Annotated in this window: 10 protein-coding genes and 1 tRNA gene; 7 read left to right on the top strand and 4 right to left on the bottom strand. The window is 69.7% G+C overall.

Features of this window, described 5'->3' with window-relative positions:
• The first annotated feature begins 30 nt into the window (after window positions 1–30).
• The 3 genes from sepX to P8A18_RS13495 all read left to right on the top strand — a co-directional run bounded on the left by sepX (window position 31) and on the right by P8A18_RS13495 (window position 2,212).
• On the top strand, window positions 31–1,170 hold the full coding sequence (gene sepX / locus P8A18_RS13505; RefSeq protein WP_306054527.1) for a divisome protein SepX/GlpR: 1,140 nt from the start codon (window positions 31–33) through the stop codon (window positions 1,168–1,170).
• Between the two features lie 98 nt (window positions 1,171–1,268).
• Window positions 1,269–1,342 (top strand) — tRNA-Ala (locus P8A18_RS13500).
• Between the two features lie 537 nt (window positions 1,343–1,879).
• Entirely contained in the window at window positions 1,880–2,212 is a 333-nt protein-coding gene (locus tag P8A18_RS13495) for a hypothetical protein (protein WP_306054525.1), read from the top strand.
• 463 nt (window positions 2,213–2,675) lie between these two features.
• Here the strand turns inward: P8A18_RS13495 and P8A18_RS13490 are convergent, their stop codons facing one another.
• Entirely contained in the window at window positions 2,676–5,138 is a 2,463-nt protein-coding gene (locus tag P8A18_RS13490; protein WP_306054522.1) for an AAA family ATPase, read from the bottom strand.
• 195 nt (window positions 5,139–5,333) lie between these two features.
• Window positions 5,334–6,332 (bottom strand): EcsC family protein, encoded by a 999-nt coding sequence (locus tag P8A18_RS13485; protein ID WP_306054520.1) that lies wholly within the window; start codon window positions 6,330–6,332, stop codon window positions 5,334–5,336.
• 268 nt (window positions 6,333–6,600) lie between these two features.
• On the opposite strand from P8A18_RS13485, the gene P8A18_RS13480 reads away from it, so the two are divergent.
• From P8A18_RS13480 to P8A18_RS13465, 4 genes are read left to right on the top strand one after another with little or no spacing between them, the layout of a single operon-like run.
• Window positions 6,601–8,754 (top strand): DNA methyltransferase family protein, encoded by a 2,154-nt coding sequence (locus P8A18_RS13480; protein WP_306054519.1) that lies wholly within the window; start codon window positions 6,601–6,603, stop codon window positions 8,752–8,754.
• Between the two features lie 17 nt (window positions 8,755–8,771).
• Window positions 8,772–10,394, top strand: coding sequence for a class I SAM-dependent DNA methyltransferase (locus P8A18_RS13475; RefSeq protein ID WP_306054517.1), 1,623 nt, complete (start codon window positions 8,772–8,774; stop codon window positions 10,392–10,394).
• Window positions 10,387–11,604, top strand: a complete 1,218-nt coding sequence (locus P8A18_RS13470; RefSeq protein ID WP_306054515.1) for a restriction endonuclease subunit S — start codon at window positions 10,387–10,389, stop codon at window positions 11,602–11,604. The genes P8A18_RS13475 and P8A18_RS13470 overlap by 8 nt, the downstream gene beginning before the upstream one ends.
• Window positions 11,601–14,861 carry a type I restriction endonuclease subunit R gene (locus tag P8A18_RS13465; RefSeq protein ID WP_306054513.1) on the top strand — a complete coding sequence of 1,087 codons (3,261 nt, stop codon included), beginning with the start codon at window positions 11,601–11,603 and terminating at the stop codon, window positions 14,859–14,861. The genes P8A18_RS13470 and P8A18_RS13465 overlap by 4 nt, the downstream gene beginning before the upstream one ends.
• A 63-nt stretch (window positions 14,862–14,924) precedes the next feature.
• Here P8A18_RS13465 and P8A18_RS13460 read toward each other — a convergent pair whose 3' ends face one another.
• Together P8A18_RS13460 and P8A18_RS13455 are read right to left on the bottom strand one after the other, a co-directional pair.
• Window positions 14,925–17,504, bottom strand: a complete 2,580-nt coding sequence (locus tag P8A18_RS13460; RefSeq protein WP_306054511.1) for a phospholipase D-like domain-containing protein — start codon at window positions 17,502–17,504, stop codon at window positions 14,925–14,927.
• Window positions 17,505–17,625: 121 nt separating this feature from the next.
• Window positions 17,626–19,017, bottom strand: a complete 1,392-nt coding sequence (locus P8A18_RS13455; RefSeq protein WP_306054509.1) for a hypothetical protein — start codon at window positions 19,015–19,017, stop codon at window positions 17,626–17,628.
• Window positions 19,018–19,391 lie beyond the last annotated feature (374 nt).

Below are 19,391 nucleotides of genomic sequence, written 5' to 3'. Positions count from 1 at the left end.
CTCCGCGCAAACCCCTCTACGGTGTGAGATGTGAGCAGCAGCGGCCTCATCTACGCAGTCATCGTCGGGGCCTGGGCCGCCTACTTGGTGCCGATGTGGCTCCGCAGGCAGGACGAACTCAACGAAGCGCGTCCCACGGAACGCTTCAGCACCGCCATCCGGCTGCTGTCCGGCCGGGCGGCGATGGAGCGCCGATATGCCAAGGGGCTGCAGGAGCGCACCGACGACGAGGCGGCACCCGACGCCGACCCGGACGTGAGCACGGACCGAATGGAATCCGTCGACGTCCGGGCCTTCGCCGCGCCCCCGGCGCACACCGAGGCCCGGGTCCACGACCCGGCCGGTGCGCCGGAGCGCGCGCCCCGCAGACGGCGCGAACGGCACGCCGAGCCCGCCGAGTCCGCCGCCCCGGGCCCCGCCCGGCGGCGCGTGCGCCCCGGCGGAATCGACGCGGAGCGCGCCCGGCGCGCACAGCGCCTCCAGGTCCTCGCGCGCCGTCGGCGCACCACCGTCGTCCTCTTCCTCGTCTTCACGCTCGGCGCGATCGTCGCGGCGGTCGGCGGCCTCCGCTTCCTGTGGGCCCCCGCCGTCCCGGCCGTCCTGCTCAGCGCGTACATCGCGCATCTGCGGGCGCACGAGCGGCGCAGGTTCGCCTTCACCATGGACCAGCGCCGCGCCGAGGTGGCCGCCCAGCGGCTGCGCGAGAACCGCCCCCGCCGCCATCAGCCCGCCGCGCCGGCCCCCGCCGACGCCGACGAGGACTCCGAGGCGCGCCACCCCGCCCCCGAACCCGCCCCCACGGTCTCCCCCCAGGAGGCCGGCCGCCGCGCCCTGGTCGAGCAGACGGACCACGCGGAGTGGGTGGACCAGCAGCGCGAGCGCGGCCCGGTCCAGGGCGACAGCTGGGAGCCCGTCCCGGTCCCCCTCCCCACCTACGTCACCGCCCCGGTCGCCCCCCGCGCCACGGGCGGCGTCGAGGTCGGCAACCCGGAGACCTGGAGCGCGGCCCGCTCCAGCACCGCCGAGCCCGCCCAGGACACCGCGACACCCCCGGCCGAACCGGCCCCGCGCCGGCGCGCGCCCCAGTCCCGCCGCTCCCGTGACCGGGGCCGCACCCCGCTCTTCGACCAGTACGAGGACGGCGACCGCCCCCGCGCCGCCAACGAGTGACCCACCCGCCCGGCCCCCGGCGACACCGCCACGGCTGACCAGCGCGGAACGGATTTCCGAGCACCCCGTTGGGGGTGCTAGAGTTTCACTCGTTGCAAGGGCCTGTGGCGCAGTCTGGTAGCGCACCTCGTTCGCATCGAGGGGGTCTGGGGTTCAAATCCCCACAGGTCCACCGCACGGCAAAGCCCCTACCGGGTTCATCCGGTAGGGGCTTTGAGCTGTCGTACAGCAGCGAAGTACAGCAACTACTTCGGGATCTTGCCGACCCAGGTGCTCGCTGAGCTCGGGCTGTAACAGGTTTCTCTGCCTCATCAGGGCACCCGGGCTCCGGCTGCGCCCGCGCTCCTGCCTCCGGCCCGCTCGGCGCTGCCGCCGCCGGCGCGCGCCCGCTGCGTAGGCCCGTGGGGCATGAGGGGAGAACCGAGCTCGCAGCTACAAGACGATGCTCCCGGCGGGTGCGCTCCGGCACCGGGATGGACGGGGCGCCTTTCGCGAGTGCCGGCCGGAGCGTGGCGAGCGTCGTGGGGCTCTCATCCCGACCGCCTTCGCCCCAGGCGGAGCCGAGCAGTCGCGGCCCAGCCTGGGGCCGCTCCCGCTCCACGACGTGTGGGTCGAAGGCGGGCGGGATGGGAGCTGGAGTGAGTGGTGGGTTGAGGTGGTGAGGAAAAGGTCGAGGCCTAAGCTCCCTCCAGGGTGAAGGGGGAGGCACATGGAGCAGCAGTGGCCGGAGGGGCCGAGTGCCGATCCTGATGCGGCTGGGGAGCGCTACAGGGCAGACATGCAGACGTCGCACGGGTCCATGCGGAATCTGTTTCGCGTGGAAATGCCCAGCGCCAACATTGGTTTGGCGATAGCGCTCATCGCGAGCGTCTTCGTGGGAGTTGTTTGGTCACCCAGAACGGGGGCGATCATCGCTGGAGCTTTCGCCGCGCTGTTCGTCGTCGCCCTGGCTGTGGCGCTCGTAGCAGGCAGCAGAGGTTGGAACGCTGCACGGGCCGCCTACAAGTTCACCTTTGGCTGGGCAGATTGGATCACGCCCTAGCTTCCGTGCCTGCCTTCGTGCAGCCGGGTGCGGTACAGCAGCGACGCTGCCACGGTGAGGCGTGCGGTGCGGGCGAAGAACCGAAACCATCAAGCCCTGTGGGTGGCCAGCGCTCCGACCAACTCGCCAACCTCCGCTCGCCAGGCGCGGACCTGGGCCTCTGTCGGGCCGATCTCGTATTGGTGGTAGTGGCATCCCAGGCATAGGTGTGACCAGACGGCGGTGGTTCGGCGAGCGGTCTCGGCTGAGGTGTAGCAGGGGAGGCATAGCATCTTGGCCCGCATCGTGGTGCCCGCGAGTCCGGGCACCGCGGCGTCGAGTGTGTGGTCGACGGAGATCTCCAGGGCGGTTCGCAGAGCGAGTGAGGCCCCGCGTCTGCGACCAGCGGGTGTGGCACCCAGGCGGGCGACGAGCAACCGATCTGCGATCAGAAGGAGTTCCTCGGCAGAGGCAGTGGAGGTACTCACGACGCGGTCACCTCCGGCCTGCGCACCTTCTGCGCCATGGTCTCGATGTCGTCGACGAATCGGTGGGGGGCCATGATCTGAGCCCCGGCGGCGTGGGCGCCGTTCTGGCACTGCTTGAGGAGTTCCACCGCACGCGGCCCGCAAAGGGTGCGCAGTTCCTGGTAGACATCGCCGGTCCGTTCGGCGTCGCCGAACAAGGCCAGCGCTGCGACCTTCAGGAGCTTGTCCGCTTCGCCAATGGCCGCCTGCAGTACGTGCTCGGGCGCGCCGGCGCGGTGGTTCCGGATCCAGGCGGCCTCAAGGAAGGCGTTCTCCAGGGCGATACGGCACAGGCTGGGCAGCACGTGGGTCCGTGCCGCCGTCGGCAGGTCACTGGTACTGGCGAGGGCCCGCGCATCGTCGAGCGCCTGCCGTACCGGGTCGGTCACCGGCTTGACCTTCACCTTGGACGACTTGGCCCGCTCGACCTCGAACACCGTCACGGGCAGGCCCTGACTGCTGAACGCCCGCTGGAGTCGGGTGTCGTGGGTGAACACAACGACCTGTCGGTGTTCGCCCAGTTCGTGCAGGACCTGGGCGAGTCCGTTGACCTTGGCGGGGTCCATGGACTGCACGGGGTCGTCGATGATGATGAAGCCGAACGGGCTGTCGGTGGTGGCGGCCCGGGGCAGGAACAGGGACAGTGCCAGGGAGTGCTGCTCGCCCTGGCTCATGACGCCGAGAGCAGAGGCCTCCTGGCCGTCGACGGAGACATCCATGACGAGCTTGCGGACAGTGGCCTTCTCGCTGCCCTTCAGGCTCACGGCCTTGAGGTCGATGTTGCTCTCCTGGCGGAGCCGCTCCCAGATCCGCTGCGAATGGTCGGCGAAGCCTTCCATGCGCTGTTCCCGAAGCTCGGTGGCCAGTGCCTTGATCCAGGTGCTCGCTCTCTTGATGTCCCTCAGCCGAGACCTGTTCGCCTCCACGGCCTGCGCCTTCTCCGCCCAGGCCGCCAGGCGGACGACGAGCCCGCGCCAGCGCTCGTCCCGCTTCTCCAACTCCTGTACGGCACGCTGCCTGACCGAGGCACAGGCATCGGCCAGGGTCACGGCGGCATGGAGGGCGCGTCGGGCGAGTTCGTCCGGATCGCTGATCGACCGGCAGGTGGTCCAGGCGGTCCACGGGTCGGTGAGGGAGGTGGGGATTCGCCGAGGCGTGTGAACGAGATCCTGCACGGCTCGCGCGGCCAGCCGGAGTTCGTCGCGCGCGCAGGTGGCTGCCTCCGCCTCCTGCCGCAGTGCGGCGATCTGGGCGATGGCATCCGCCGCCCACGCCGCGTCCAGCATCCCGGCGCTCCCGCACACGGAGCAGGATGCCTCGTCGGGGTGGCGGTCGTGGTGCGCCACGGCGCGTTCGAGCAGTTCCGCACGCCGCATGGCTTCCTCGGTATCGGTGCCGTGCAGGTCTTCGATGCCGGCGAGAGCCTGGCGTAGACGCTCCACAGCGGTGCGGACCTGGGCCACATCCGGTTCCTGTACCACTGCCTCGGCACGCAGCCGGGCGATCAGGTTGTCGTCCGTGTCGCCGGGCAGACCGGTGACCAAGGCATCCAGGGCTTCGAAGTCAGGGGTTCCGGCTGTGTCGAGGGCTACGAGCGCCTGGATCGCGCGATCGTCGTCCTCCAGCTCGTACAGGGCCTCCTTCAGGCCCGGCAGCTCCGCCTTCGCCGCCTTGTCCGCGTCCTCGAACACCTTGGCTTCCCTGCGGAGCCGGCTGTCGGCGGCGCTGAGCCGGCCCAGACCGAGGATGGTGGCGATGGCGTCGTACATCTCGGAGGGCTTGCCGCTGATCATGCGGTTGAGATCGACGTACGACAGGAAGGGCCGGAAGTCCTGCAAGTCCTGTTTCCAGTCCACCTGGTCGAGACTTGCGCGGCCGTAGCCCGGCCGCTTCAGCTCTGCCCGGGAGTCTTCGAATCCGTCGCCTTCCCAGGTGCGGGTGAGGGTACTGCGGCCGGCGTCTCCTTCGATGGCCAGCTTGACCTCGATCTCCGGCCTGCCGACGGTGTCGTGGAGGTTGCGCCAGTTGCTGCTGCGCGTGGCGTGCTGCCCCTGCCAGCGCATGTTGACGCCAGTGAAGGCAGTCTCGATGCCCTCGGCAATGCTGGACTTGCCGGATCCGTTGCGGCCCACGACCAGGTTCACGCCGGGTCGGGGGCTCAGCTTGAGCCAGGCACGCGGTCCGATGCCGCGGAAGCGGGTGACGGCGACCGACTCGATGTAGGTCCGGCCGATGGTGGAAGGGCTTCGGGTCTCGCCGGCGCCCAGAGCCGTCCACAGGAGCAGCTTCACGGGCTCACCGAGAGGCGACCGCTCAAGGCGCCTGCGCACGTGGTCGGCCACGGTTCCGCGCCGGTCGTTCCGCTCCTTGCGAGCGGTGTCTTCGGGGACGTGCGCGTTCTGTTCTCGCTGTTCCGTCATGAGGTGCCCCCCTGGGCATCGAGTCCGTGGATGACGCGAGCGGGGCGCTGCGGTGCAATTTCTGCCGCGCTGCTCGCCAACGGAACATTAGGAAGAGGAAGGGCGACGCGAGATGCAAGAGGCTGGTAACCGGGGTTATCGGTCTTGGAACTCGCACCAGATATGGCTGCTCGCCCCGGGCCCAGCGGCCGTCACCTACGTGGCGTCGTGCCGGTCGGCCGCCAGCGCAGCCGGTAGCGGCAGCCCGTACTTCTCGCACAGGAACCGGGTCTGGCAGTAGCGCCGGGCGTCGGCAGCCACGTTGCCGAGGACCGAGGAATTCATGCCCGCGCCGATGAGAACACCCACGAACGGCACGACCTTGGCGACGTTCTTTACGGGCACCCTGGTGCCCGCTGGACCCAGCTGTCGCATCAACTTCTCCAGCGCGGCCAGGAGACGGTGGTCCTTGCGGAGGTTGTCCGACCACCGTAGGCGTCCCTTGACCGCGCCCGCCGCATGAGCGGTGTCACGCAACGGCTTGACTTTGGCCGCCTGTGCCATGAAGGACCGCTGTACCAGGCGTTGGATGAAAACCTGCTCACCAGGGTCTTTGGCGTCGTAACCGTAGGAGTACGCGATGCGCGACGCGATCGACGTGCTCAAGACCTGAATGACGAGGATGTCAGCTGTCAGAGCGACGGGTATGCCGGCGACGGGGACCATGGCCAGCAGGCCCATGGCGCCGCCCTCGAACGCGCCGGCGGTCCGCCACTTGAGGGTGTTGGAGGTCAGCAGTTGGTCGCACACCTTGAGGTCCTGCCCTCGCAGGTCGGAGAAGCTGCCGATGTCCAGACCGCGCTTGCGGGCGAGCTTCTCGACGTTCTTCGGGTCGTTGAGTTCCATGGCCCAGTCATTGATCAGTTCGAGCATCGCCGCCGCGGCTGTGAGTGCCGGCTGTACGGCCTTGTCGGCAATCGCCCCACTCGCGCGACGGATCGGTTCCGTCACCACCTCCGGCACGGCGTTCGTAGCCCGTCTCACGGCGTTTCCCGCGACCTCACCCGTGCGACCGATCGCGGCGCTCGCCCAGTTCGGCAGACCACGGCGGTTGTCCCGGCGCTGCCAGTGGTCATTGAGCGTGTGCCATACCTGCCCTTCGTAGGCGCTCATCCGGGACGCACCGTCGATGAGTGGGTCGGCGTGAGTGCTCATTGGGTTTCTCCATTTCGACGGTGATCGCTGGGTCCTGGGGGCGGACTGCTCCTGGGCGGGCCATGGCGGGGCAGTGCGGCACCACACTGAGCCCCAACAGCTTGTGGCGATTGGAGAAGGGTGATAACCCCGGTTACCAGAGCGACTGACAGGCGCCCCGAACTCTCGCTGTAAGGTTTTGGCACCTGCCGCCGAACCGGAGTCCAAGCGATCCGATCGGCCCGCAGGACGAAGAGAGCAAGGTCTGTATTCAGAGGGGGCGGGGCTCGTGACCAGTGCGCGTGGGGCAGCAGCGCTCGTCGTGCCCGAGGAGCCGGCCTGGCGGATCACATACACCGAAATCGCCTCCCTCGCACAGGTGAAGCGGCCCGTTCCCACTACCTGGAGCCGTCGTCACCCGGACTTCCCGGCGCCGATCGCCCACGAGGACGGCCGTCCCGTGTTCGACGCCCGCGCCGTCGTCGACTGGCTGACGGACACGGGCCGAGGCAATGCGGACCCCCGCCACCTCCGCGCCGAGCTCGCCCTGCACACCCTCGCCGCCTGGCGGACCCCCACCCTTCCGGCGTCCGTCCTGGTGGGCGCGCTGACCGCGCTGCTCTGCGTGCGCCAGCAGTACGACGCTCCGGTCGCCGGTCAGGACTGGGACGCCCTGGTCGCCAAAGCCGCCGAGCTGGATGCCGAGGACCAGTTCCTGCTGGCCGAGCTGCGCGCCGTAGCCGCCCCGGATACCACCGGCCCGACCCTCGCCGTGCTCGCGGACGAGCTGATCGAGGCCGCCTACACCCCGGCCGAGGCCTTCGACTGGGTCCTGGAGGCGCGGCAGCGTCTCGGCTCGCATGATCTGGCCGTCGACCAACCCGCCCCGGTGGTCGTCCGAGCCCTCGCCGCCCTTTCCGGCATCGACACCCTTCGAGAGGAGTCCGTCGTCGTCACCCCGCACGCGCGTGCCGGCGACCTCCTCGCCGCTCTGCATGACCGGGCCGCCGAAGACTCCGGCCACACCTATCTCGCCGCCGACCCCGACCCGGCCCGCGTCCGCCTCGTACGCCGCCGGATGCTCGTCCGGGGGGTGTACGAGTTCAACCTCGACGCCGTGGAGGGCGCGGACCTGTCGGCCTCCGTCGATGAGTGGGGATACCCGGACCTGCTGGTCTGCGCCCTTCCGTACGAGGCCGCGGAGACCCGTAGGCCGGAGGCCGTCCTCGAGCAGGTGCAGGCGCTCACCGACTACCTCGAAGCCGGCTCCACCGCAGTCGTCCTCGGACCGGCCGATGTCCTCGTACGTCCGCTGCGCCAGCACGGCGAGGCCGACCGGCTGCGTCGCTCCTTCCTCGGCGAGGGCCTGCTGAAGGCTGTCGTCAGCCTGCCCGACGGCGCTATGCCGTACCGGCCCGGCTACCGCACCGCGGTGTGGGTTCTCTCCCGCACCCCGCAGGAGGAGCGCGTGGGCCGGGTCCTGCTTGCCGACCTGTCCGCGCGGCCGCTCACGCAGCCGGTGCTCGACACGCTCGCCGAGGACATCGCCATCTGGCGCGCGTCCGGATGGCGCGGGGACCGGCGACACGATCCCCGCCACGGCGTGATCGTCCCCGCGAAGGAGCTCGACGACCACCCGGGCGCCGCCTTCACCGCGAGCCGGCGCCCCTACGAGGCCCGCTACGCCCGTGCCGTCGTCGAACGCCCCGCCCGTATCAGCGACCTCGAGCAGCGCCTGGCCGACCTCCAGCGACAGTCCCGCCCGCACGTCGACCTGCGCGCGGCGACGCGCATCCAGGCCGTGCTGCGACCGGAGGACCAGCCGGTGCGGCGCACCACGGTCCGACGCCTTCTGGAGGAACGCCGCCTGCGCCGCCGTCCCGGCCACCGCATCGCGCCCGAGCACCTCACGGCCGACGGCCACTACGCGGTGCTCGGCCCGGACGAGATCCTCGGCACGGCGCGGCTCGGCAGCCGCCGGATCGACCGCGGTCTACTCCTCACGGCGTACGAGCACGCCCAATTCACCGAGCCCGGCGACGTCGTCGTCACCACCAGCCCCCGCTTCGGCGTCCACGTCGACACCGAGGGCCTGTCGGTGGTCGCCGCCCCGGCCCGCATACTGCGCGTCCGCCCCGACGGCGATCCGCGGGTCCGACCACGGGTGCTGGCCGCGCTGCTGCAAGCGGCGGCCGCCGAGCACACGCGTACCAGCGGCGCCGTACGGGCCTCCCGCGGCATCGAGGACCTGGACATCCCGGACCTGGGGCGCGAGGAGACGGAACGATACGACGCCGCGCTCGACGAGATCGAGCTCCGGGCGACGCTGCTGCGCGAGCAGTCCGCCGCCCTCGACGACCTGACCCGCATCACAGCCGCCGGCCTCACCGACGGCACCTTGACCATCCAGAACCTGCCCGGCCTTCCGGGAACCGACGACTGAAGGAGACGGTCTGCCCGATGGCTACCGCTGCGAGAAGGCCCACCGACCAGGCGGAGCTGTTCAGCGCCTCCACCGCCAAGGAGATCCAGGCGATCCTCTGGAAGGCCGCTGACAAGCTGCGCGGCTCGATCGACGCCGCGCAGTACAAGGAGTTCGTCCTCGGCCTGATCTTCCTGAAGTACGTCTCCGACGCCTTCGACGAGCGCCGCGGCGAGCTGGCCACGGAGCTCGCCGACGACGGCATCACCGAGGAACGGATGGACGACTTCCTGGAGGACCGCGACGAGTACACCGGCGCCCATGTCTTCTGGGTCCCGGAGACCGCCCGCTGGTCGTGGATCGCGGCGAACGCCAAGAGCCAGGGCGTCGGCAAGCTGCTGGACGACGCGATGGACGCGGTCATGGCGGAGAACCCGCCGCTCAAGGGCGTTCTGCCGAAGATCTTCAACCGCGACAGCATCGATCAGAAGCGCCTGGCCGAGTTGGTCGACCTCATCAGCGACGCCCGCTTCGGCGGTACCGAGGACACGCCGGCGCAGGACGTGCTGGGCGAGGTGTACGAGTACTTCCTCGGCAACTTCGCGCGCGCGGAGGGCAAGCGGGGCGGCGAGTTCTACACACCCCGGTCCGTCGTCCAGCTCATCGTGGACATTCTCGAACCGTACGAGGGCAGGGTGTACGACCCGGCGTGCGGTTCGGGCGGCATGTTCGTCCAGGCCGGCAAGTTCATCGAGGCGCACCGGGGACGCGGTCACAAGGCCGACATCGCGGTCTACGGGCAGGAGCTCAACGAGCGCACCTGGCGGCTGGCCAAGATGAACCTTGCCATCCACGGCATCGACGGCAACCTTGCCCCCCGCTGGGGCGACACCTTCGCCGAGGACAAACACGCCGACCTCAAGGCCGACTTCGTGATGGCCAACCCGCCCTTCAACATCAAGGACTGGGCGCGGGACGAGAGCGACGTGCGGTGGAGGTACGGCGTCCCGCCGAAGAACAACGCCAACTACGCCTGGCTCCAGCACATGGTTTCCAAGCTGGGAGAGCGGGGAACGGCCGGCATCGTGCTGGCGAACGGCTCGATGAGTTCCCAGTCCAGTGGCGAGGGCGAGATCAGGCAGACGATGGTGGAGGCGGACCTCGTGGCGTGCATGGTCGCGCTGCCGGCCCAGCTCTTCCGGACGACGCAGATCCCGGCCTGCCTGTGGTTCCTGGCCAAGGACAAGTCCCCGCAGGGGGCCGAGCGCCTGGACGACAGACGGGGCGAGATCCTGTTCATCGACGCCCGGGACATGGGCGCGATGGCCGACCGTACGGAGCGCGTGCTGACCGAGGCCGACCTCGCCAAGATCGCCGGGACGTACCACGCCTGGCGCGGCACGGCGTCGGCGCGCGAGGCGGGGCTGTCGTACGCGGACGAGCCGGGGTTCTGTCTTTCCGCCGATCTGGCGACGGTCCGCGCGCACGCGTACGCGCTGACGCCCGGACGGTACGTGGGGGCCGTCGAAGCGGAGGAGGAGGACGGGGAGGCGATGGCCGCGCGGATCAACGGCCTGACCGAGGAGCTGTACGGGCTCTTCGACAAGTCGGCGGAACTGGAGAAGGTCTTCCGGGAACAGCTGGGGAGGGTCGATGTCTGAGTGGGAAACAGTTCCTCTCCAGGACGTTCTGGACTTCCAGGAGGGCCCCGGGATCATGGCCGTGGACTTTCACCCCGAAGGCGTTCCCCTCCTGCGTCTCGCGGGCCTGAAACGTAACGCCTCTTTGCTGGCCGGATGCAATTACCTGGACCCGGAGAAGGTCACGAAGCGGTGGGACCACTTCCGGCTCCGGAAGGGGGATGTCCTGCTCAGCACCTCGGCGTCCCTCGGGGAGGTCGCCACGGTCGATGATTCGGCGGTGGGCGCGGTCGCGTACACGGGGATCATCAGGTTCCGCCCCAAGAACTCCGCGGTCGACGCCGACTTCATCCAGTACATGCTGCTCGCCCCGTCGTTCAAGCGGCAGATCGAGGCCATGGGCGTCGGCAGTGTGATGAAGCACTTCGGGCCCACGCATCTGCGGCAGATGACGGTGGATGTTCCCCGGCTGCGGGACCAGCACGCCATCGCGGAAGTGCTCGGGGTGCTGGACGAGAAGATCGCCGTCAACGAGCGCATCGCGGCCAAGGCCGATGAGCTGTCACACGCCCTGTTCGCCTCCGAGTTCGGTGTCACGGCCGCTCGGGCTTCGGGAAGCGACTGGACCCCCGGGTACCTGTCGGACCTCTGCTCGACGCAGTACGGCTACACCGCCAGCAGCACGCCGGAACCGGCGGGCCCGAGATTCCTGCGGGTCAAGGACATCAACAAGAGGAACTGGATCACCTGGGACGACGTGCCGCACTGCGAGATCAGCGAACGCGACCTGGAGAGGTACCGGCTGTCCGTGGGCGATGTCCTGGTGGCTCGCATGGCCGACCCCGGAAAGTCCGCGATCGTCGAGGAGCCCGCCGATTCCGTCTTCGCCTCGTACCTGGTACGGCTCAGGACGGCCTCGCTCGCCCACTCGTACTTCGTATGGGGGTTCCTGAAGTCGCGGGCGTACGCCGACTACGCGGAGAGCGTACGCGGGGGCTCGGTGCAGGCGAACATGAACGCCAAGGTCATCGTCGGAGCCCAGCTCTCCATCCCCCCGGTCGCACTCATGGAGCGCTACCTGCGTCACATCACCCCCGTGCGCAGCCGCCTGACCCTGGCGCTGAAGGAGTCCCGGACGCTGACCGCGCTGCGTGAGACCCTCCTTCCGCCGCTCATGTCCGGGCGGCTCCGCGTCAAGGACGCCGAGCAGATGGTGGAGGACCACGTATGACGGCCGGCGGCGACGACGGACGCAACCACCGCCCCCACGAGTCCGACTGGGAGCTGCTCGCCCTGGACGAACTGGGCAGACTCGCCTGGCGGCACACCCCCGGCCACGAGTTCGCCCCCGGCTCGGGCCACCGCAGGTCCTGGGACGACCTGATCCTGTATCCGGATCTCACCGAGGCGGTCGAGCGGCTCAACCCCGGTCTGCCCACGGCCGCCGTCCAGGACGCCGTCGTCGCCGCCGCGGCCCCGTCGTCGCAGGACACCTATGAGGAGAACCGCACCGCACACGGTCACCTCACCACCGGCATCCGCTCCCTCACCTACGTGGACGCGTTCGGCGCCGAGCACAGCCCGACCGTCCGCCTCGTGGACCTGGAGGACGCCGACGCGAACGTCTACCGCGCGGTCAGCCAGGTCACCGTCATCGACGGCGAGAGGAACCGCCGCTTCGACGTCGTCCTCTACGTCAACGGGCTGCCCCTCGCGGTCCTGGAGCTGAAGCGCGCCGGCGACGAGGACGCCACCCTCCAGACCGCCCACTCGCAGATCACCCGGTACGTCGAGGAGTTCCCGACCGCCTTCCGCTACAACGCGGTCGTCCTGCTCTCCGACGGCATCACCGCGAAGTACGGCACGCCCTTCACCCCGTACGAGCACTTCGCGCCGTGGAACACGGACGAGACCGGGGCCCGCGTCGACCCGCTCGACGCGGAAGGGATAGCCGACTCGGGCCAGAACCTCGCTGTGCACGGGCTGTTCACCCGGCCACGCTTCCTCTCCCTCATCCGGTCCTTCGTCAACTTCGTTCCCTCCAAACGGATGAAGCGCATCGCGAAGCCCCACCAGTTCCACGCGGTGACCCGCGCGGCGGCGGCCGTCCGGGAGGCTTCGGCGAGCGACGGCAGGGCCGGTGTCGTCTGGCACACCCAGGGGTCGGGCAAGTCGGAGGAGATGGTCCTGACCACCACCATGGTGATGAAGGACCCGGCGCTGCTGAATCCGACGGTCGTCGTCATCACCGACCGTACGGATCTCGATGACCAGCTGTACTCCACGTTCCTGGAGAGTGAGGTCCTCCCGGAGACGCCTCAGCAGGTTCTCAGCCGGGCCGAGCTGCGCGCGGAGCTGGCGGCCAAGCGAGTCGGCGGCATCCTCTTCACCACGCTCCAGAAGTTCGGCCGGACCAAGGAGGAGAAGGAATCCGGCGCGGACCACCCATTGCTGTCCGACCGCCGCAACATCGTGGTCGTCGTGGACGAGGCGCACCGCAGCCACTACGACTCCCTCGACGGATACGCCCGCCACCTGCGCGACGCTCTTCCGCACGCCACGCTGCTGGCCTTCACCGGCACTCCGGTCTCCGCGGCCGACCGCAACACCCGCGAGGTGTTCGGCGACTACGTCGACGTCTACGACCTCAAACGGGCCGCCGACGACGGAGCAACCGTCAAGGTGTTCCACGAGAGCCGCGTCATTCAGCTGGTGCTGGGCGTGGACGCCGACCCGGCCTCGATCGACGAGGAGGCCGACCGCATCACCGACGGCCTGGACGACACCGAGCGCCGCCGGGTCGAGCAGGCCGTGGCGACGATGAACGCGATGTACGGAGCTCCCGCCCGTGTGCGGGAGCTCGCCGCGGACCTCGTCGCGCACTGGGAGGGCCGGCGGGAACGGATGCGGCCGTTCGTCGGCGTCTCGGAGACAGGCGGTGCGGCGGGCAAGGCGATGGTGGTGTGCGCGACCCGGGAGATCTGCGTACGCGTCTATGACGCACTGCGCGAGCTGCGGCCCGAATGGCACAGCGACGAGGTCGACACGGGGGCCATGAAGATCGTCTTCTCCTCCAACTCGCGCAAGGACCCGGCCCATCTCCTGGCTCATGCCCTCAGCGACAGCCGGCGCAAGGCGGTCATCAACCGGGCCAAGGACCCCGACGACGAACTCGAACTACTCATCGTCAACAACATGCTGCTGACCGGATTCGATGCCCCTCCGGTGCACACGATGTACCTGGACCGGCCGCTGAAGGGGGCCAGCCTGATGCAGGCGCTGGCCCGAGTCAACCGTCGTTTCAGGGCCAAGGAGGAGGGCCTCCTCGTCGGGTACGCGCCGCTGACCGAGAACCTTCAGCGCGCCATCGCCGAGTACACCGAGGCCGACCAGGAGGACCGCACCCTCGGTCAGGACCTCGGCAGGGCGTTGGACGAGCTGCGCAACGAGTACGACATCCTCACCGGCATCCTGCGCGGCTTCGACTGGCGCACACGGCTGGAGATGCCGTCGCGGACCGCGTTCATCGACGCCGCGATCAAGGCCGCGAACTTCCTGCGGGACCCGCGAACGGCGGGCAACGACCCCGACCGGCTGGACGACCCCCGTCAGACACTCGGCCGTCGCTTCCGCGAGCACGCCCATCGCCTGGAACGCTTCCACGCCCTGTGCGCCGGAGCCAGGAACATCGGCGAGCGCTTCCCCGACCACCCGTCCTGGCGGCGCGACATCCAGTACTTCGTAGAGGTACGGGCGTACATGGCGAAGTACGACGCGATGGACCGCGAGGCCCGCGGCCTGCCCGTCGCCCGGGACGTCGAGCTGTACCTCGCGCAGCTGACGTCCTCGGTGGTCGAGACCAGCGGGGTGACCGATCTGTTCGCGGAGGCAGGTCTGGAGACCGCCGAGCTGACTCATCTGAACGACGCGCTCGTGGAGCGGATGCAGAGCGGTGAGACACCGCACCTGGCGGCGGAGGCCCTGAGGCGGCTCGTCGAACGGAAGATGCGCGAGGTCACACGGCACAACATCGTCCGGCGGACCACGTTCTCCGAGCGGCTCCAGGACCTGATGACCCGCTACACGCGGCAGCAGTACACGAGCGCCGAGATCATCGCCCAGCTGGTCGACATGGCGAAGCAGGTCATGGACGACGCCGGCCGCGGCGAGAAGTTCGAGCCGCCGCTGGACTGGCGCGAGCTCGCCTTCTACGACGCTCTGGCCGACCACGGCACGGCGCGGTCGGTCATGGGCGACGACGTACTGGCCGGGGTTGCCCGTGAGCTGGTCGCGGAGGTCCGAAGCAAGCTGAAACCGGACTGGATCGCCCGCGAACCCGTCCGTGCCCGCCTGCGCAGCGCCATCAAGCGTCTCCTGGCCCGCCGCGACTACCCGCCGGACCAGGCGCCGGAGGCCATCAACTTGGTCCTCAGGCAGATGGAACACTTCGCCAACGAGTGGGCCACGAAAGAAATGAAGGAGGAGTAGGTGTCAGCGTCGGCCGCCGAACACGACGGCTGTCCGGATACAGGTGGAAGACAAGGGCCTGGATTACACGAAGGCCCGGCCGCCCGCCGCTCGACCGTGCTGCGGCCCGCAACGAGGCGGCCGGCCCTCGGACAGTCCCAGCTCCGCGAGGACTTGGCGCGCGAGGTCGAAGGGCTGGTTGCGGGGGCCGTGCGGTACGGACACGGCGGACTCGAAGCTCCGTTGCGCGGCGAGGGCTCTGGGCCCCACCAGGCCGGCCAGCCGGTAGTGGCGCCACAGGGGGACGGCCTTCGCCGCGTCGACGATGACGAGATCGGGTCGGCGCCAGACGGCCAGGGCCCAGCGCTCGCCATCGGGACCACCAGTGGCCCAAGCCCCCACCAGGGATTCCTCCTCGGCGGCGCCGATCGCTTCCAGGGCCACGAGGGCGGGGTTACTGAAACGTCCGACGGCGTGCAGCATGAGCCGCCCGTGGCGGTGCACGTCGCGGCCCCTTTCGGCGAGGGCCGAGACCGCGTCGTCGAGGGGATCGTCCTGAACGATGTCGCTCGCCAGGGAGAGCACGTTCTCCGGCGCGACCGTGGGACCGAAGGCGTCGCCCAGCAGGGACGCGTACTCGGCGACGTGGGCGTCGTCCGCTGCGGGAAGGAGGTGGGCTACCGCCGCGGACGTCTCGTTGAAGATGAGGGTCTCCGATGTCACCTCGTAACGGGGAGCGCAACTCCGGAGCACGGCTAGGGCAACGGCGCCGAGACTGCCGACCTCCGGCTCGATCCGGGTGGGGGCGTCCCGTCCGTCCATGGCGCGCACCGCACCGGCCAGCAAGGGCAGCCAGCGGGTATCGGCCGGCGGCCACGCGCCCGCAGCCACGGTCCAGAGGGTCAGGCGCACCGCGAGCATCCGCTCAAGCGGTGATTTCTGCGGATTCGGGGTGACGAGGTCTTCGACCCAGTGCTGGTACTTGCGGCAGATGGCTCTTCCGGCTTGCCGGAGGTCGGGAATCGGCAGCGGGCCATGAGGTCTGTCGAGTGGCTCGGTACCCTGCTCCGCCGCCACCGACTCGGCATCGTCCTCGTCGAGGCCGGCCTCGACGTCGTCGGTGAACCGCTCGTCCCAGGTCACCATCAACAGGTCCTGAAACGGCTCTGCCACACCGGCGGGCAGCGGGAGGCCGAGCGCGAAACGCACGAGCGGGGTTCCGATACGCCCGGCGCACTCGTCCAGGTAGCGCTCCCAGCCCTCCTCGTCGTCCGGTGTCCGCGTCGGTGCTGTTGTACTCGGAGTACTCGTGACCGCAGGGGCCGTCGTCGGTGCCGACCGCAGTAGCGTCCGCAAGGATTCCAGATCGCTCAGGAAACGCTCCGCGAGCCGAATGTCCGTGAACAGGTCCAGCGGCTGGGTACTGGGGACCTGAGACGGGGCCGGGGCCGACCGGCGCAGGACGCGTTCCACATCGACTACGAAGACGATGTTGCCGAAGTCGGGGACGCCCGAATCGTCAACGGTCACCAGACGGACACGGCTGCCCCCGTCCGCCAGGACCGGCACGGTGGTCGTGGCCTGCCCCGGGGCGAGGTCCGAGACGCGCTCCCACTGCTCCGGCGGCGCCTCGGCCGCCGACAGCTCCACGTAGCTGATGACGGGCAGCGGCCGGGCGAGAGTGATCTCAAGTCCGTCGGCCACGCGGACGGCACCGAGCAGGATCGGTCCGCTACGGGTCTGCGGGCGGGGCAGGGACGGCGCCGCGCGCAACCGCGCGACCGGTTGTTCCGTACCGTCGGGGAGCAGCGAGGCGGAGCTGGGGGTGATGATTCCGAGCTCGCAGTTGCCGCCCTGTCCCTGCTGGAGCAGCAGGGCGGCAGCGGAGAGGTTCGGGCTGCCGGTCAGGGTCCAGCGCCGCCCTTCCGCCACCCACTCGACCAGTTTGCCGTGGCGGTACCGCTGTCCTTCGTCACTGATGATCCGGCCGCCGTACCGCTGGACCAGCCCGGCGACCGCTTGTCCGTCGAGATCGGTGAGGCCGGGCTGGTAGGCGAGGGTGAACCGGTTCGGACGGAGGCGATCGAGCAGGTGCCCCAGGGCCCGGCCCCGCCGGTCGTGGAACGGTGCGAAGACGGCCAACTCGTCGACCGGGCCGCTGGGCAGTTGGCTGAGGATGGGCGAGTGGAGGCTGCTGACTACACGTGTCCCCGGGTCCACTGGAGTCCTGTCACGGTGGAGTCGTTCCAGCAGGGCCGCGACCCTTCGCAGGGCCTGGGGGACGTGGGCCGAGAACCTCACCTCTTCGGGCAGGTCACGTAACCACGCCGCCAGTTCCAGGACCGCGGCCGGACTCCGGTCGTCAAGTACGCGCAGCACCGTCCACAGCTCGGCGTTGCTCTGCCAGCCGCCCAGAGTGGTGTTGCCCGAGCCGAGCGCGATGGTGGCGTGCTCCCGTCCGGCCAGGACCACCACCTTCGGGTGGAACGCGGGGCCACCTGCGTATGCGAGCCCTGCCAGGTAGCTGCGCCCTGCTCGACGGACGGCTCTGGGATCGGACCTCGCCATGCCGACGTCCCCGACCACGGTGACACGAGCCCCCGTCGACTGGGTGACGCCGAGTGCGACCTCCTCGAAGAATCCGAAGTCCGCGGTAAAGCTCAAGAACAGGGCTTCTTCGAGCCTCTGACCGCCGTTTCGGCTCTCGTCGAGAACGAGTGTGAGCGGCGATGCAATCGTGGACGACTGCTCGGTACTCGGGTCGGTACTCGGGGCCGGTCCGGTGTCAGGCAACGAGTTTCTCCCCCCTGGCGGTCACCGACCAACGCTGTTCGCAGCGGTGCAGCACGCCACAGGTCGCCAGGACGGTGCCCAGTTGGTCCAGGCGCAGGCCCACGTCGCCGCGGCCCTCCTTACTGGTCCTGTACAGCAGGCCGTTCCGTTCGTGCAGACGTGTGGGCAGCCAGAGCGAACCGTCGGGACGGCGCCGGGCCTTGGCCAGCGCGATGCGCTGGGACCGCGCCACCATGTCGTGGACCAGTCGGCGTGCCGTGTCGCGCAGGGGCGCGGAGCGGGCTTCCTCCAGTCTCCACCTGACCCATTCCGGTCCGAGCTCGATACCGCGCTGCCCGAGGAACGCGTCCCTGACCCGCCCCGACAGCTCATCCACGCGGCGTGCTCCGACGGCCAGGACGCGCAGTTCGTTGAGGGGCAGGGGTGTGTCCGCTCCCCGAAGGGAGAGCTCGGCCGGCAGCGGCGCTCCGGTCGTGCTTTGCGTCGCGGGAAGGGACGCCAGGAACTCGTCCACGGTCTGCAGCGGTAGTTTCTCGGCAAAGCGGTCGGCCAGTTTCTCGGTCGTGATCATCCCTTCGACGTGCTCCACGAGCCAGGACCACAGACGGCGCCAGGCACCGACGGAGTAGTTCCGCAGGGTCACCCCCCGCCACACGGGCGCCGCGTCGACACCCCTGGTCACGCGGTCCGTGGACAAGAAGTCGCCGAATGCCAGCACACGGCCGACGTCCCGGGTGAAGCGCACGACCGGGTGCTGGGAGACGATCCGTACCATCAACTGGATCGTCTCCCGTCGAGCCCTCGACCGCGGACCGACATCAGACGCGTCCGGCCCGCACATGAGGTCGGCCAGCCAAAGCCCGTCAGCGTGCTCACCACCGGCACATACGCACAACTTCGCGCCCAGCGGGGCCAGATCGCCGACGTGCAGCACGTTATCGGTGGCCAGTTCGAGTAATTCGCCCAGGCCGGAGCGTACCGCCGACGCGTCGAGCCGGGGTCCGGGCTGGGGCATCCTTCCGGGGCTGAGGATGCCCAAGGCGGTTTCGGACCCTGCGTACGGCCCCCAGAAGCCCCAGGGGTTGCCCACGTACCCTTCCTTGCCCGCAGCCGCAGACTCAGCCATCGGAATCACCCCGGACCGGAGCCTCTGGGAGAGGGCATCGGCCCCGTGAGCGCGCGGCATCCATTCCAGGCCCTCGGGATGGTGGGCGAAGGACACAGCGGCGAGGGCGACTTCGGATCGGCGGAGCAGCTCCTGAGCTGCTGAGGCAGACAGCCCCGCTGCGTCGGCGTGTGCGGCGACCAAGCCGTGAAGGGCGTAGTACCGCGCATGGGGTGTCACCGCGGTGACGCCGGGTACCAAGTGATCAACCATGCGCATGACGTGCCGCTCCACCGAAAGCGGATACCGGCCCGCGGCGACATCCAGGCCCGGACTGCTCCACGCCGGGCCCCCCACCGGTCCGGGGGCGGGCTCCGCCGCCGATGGTGCCGCCACCGACTCAGGCACGGAACCCCGATGAGTCCGAGGGGCGCCCGGCACCGCACACGACGGCCGGTTCCCCGCGGGCGACGGCCAGACAGCATCGGCTCACCCGGTCCGTTGTGAATGCGCCTCGCACGTTCCGCCCCCAATACCGTCCCGCGAGTCGTGTCCGCGGACCGCCATTCTTACGCATCTTCCGTGCGTACAAAGGCCCTTGCTCAATGATCTGGCGCAAGGGAACCCGAGTCCGTGGGGTTCCGCCCACCGTG

It is taken from the genome of Streptomyces sp. Mut1, from assembly GCF_030719295.1.
In the GTDB taxonomy this organism is placed as follows: Bacteria; Actinomycetota; Actinomycetes; order Streptomycetales; family Streptomycetaceae; genus Streptomyces; species Streptomyces castrisilvae.
Note: the sequence above shows the minus strand (reverse complement) of the source record. Positions and strands in the feature narration are given on the sequence as shown.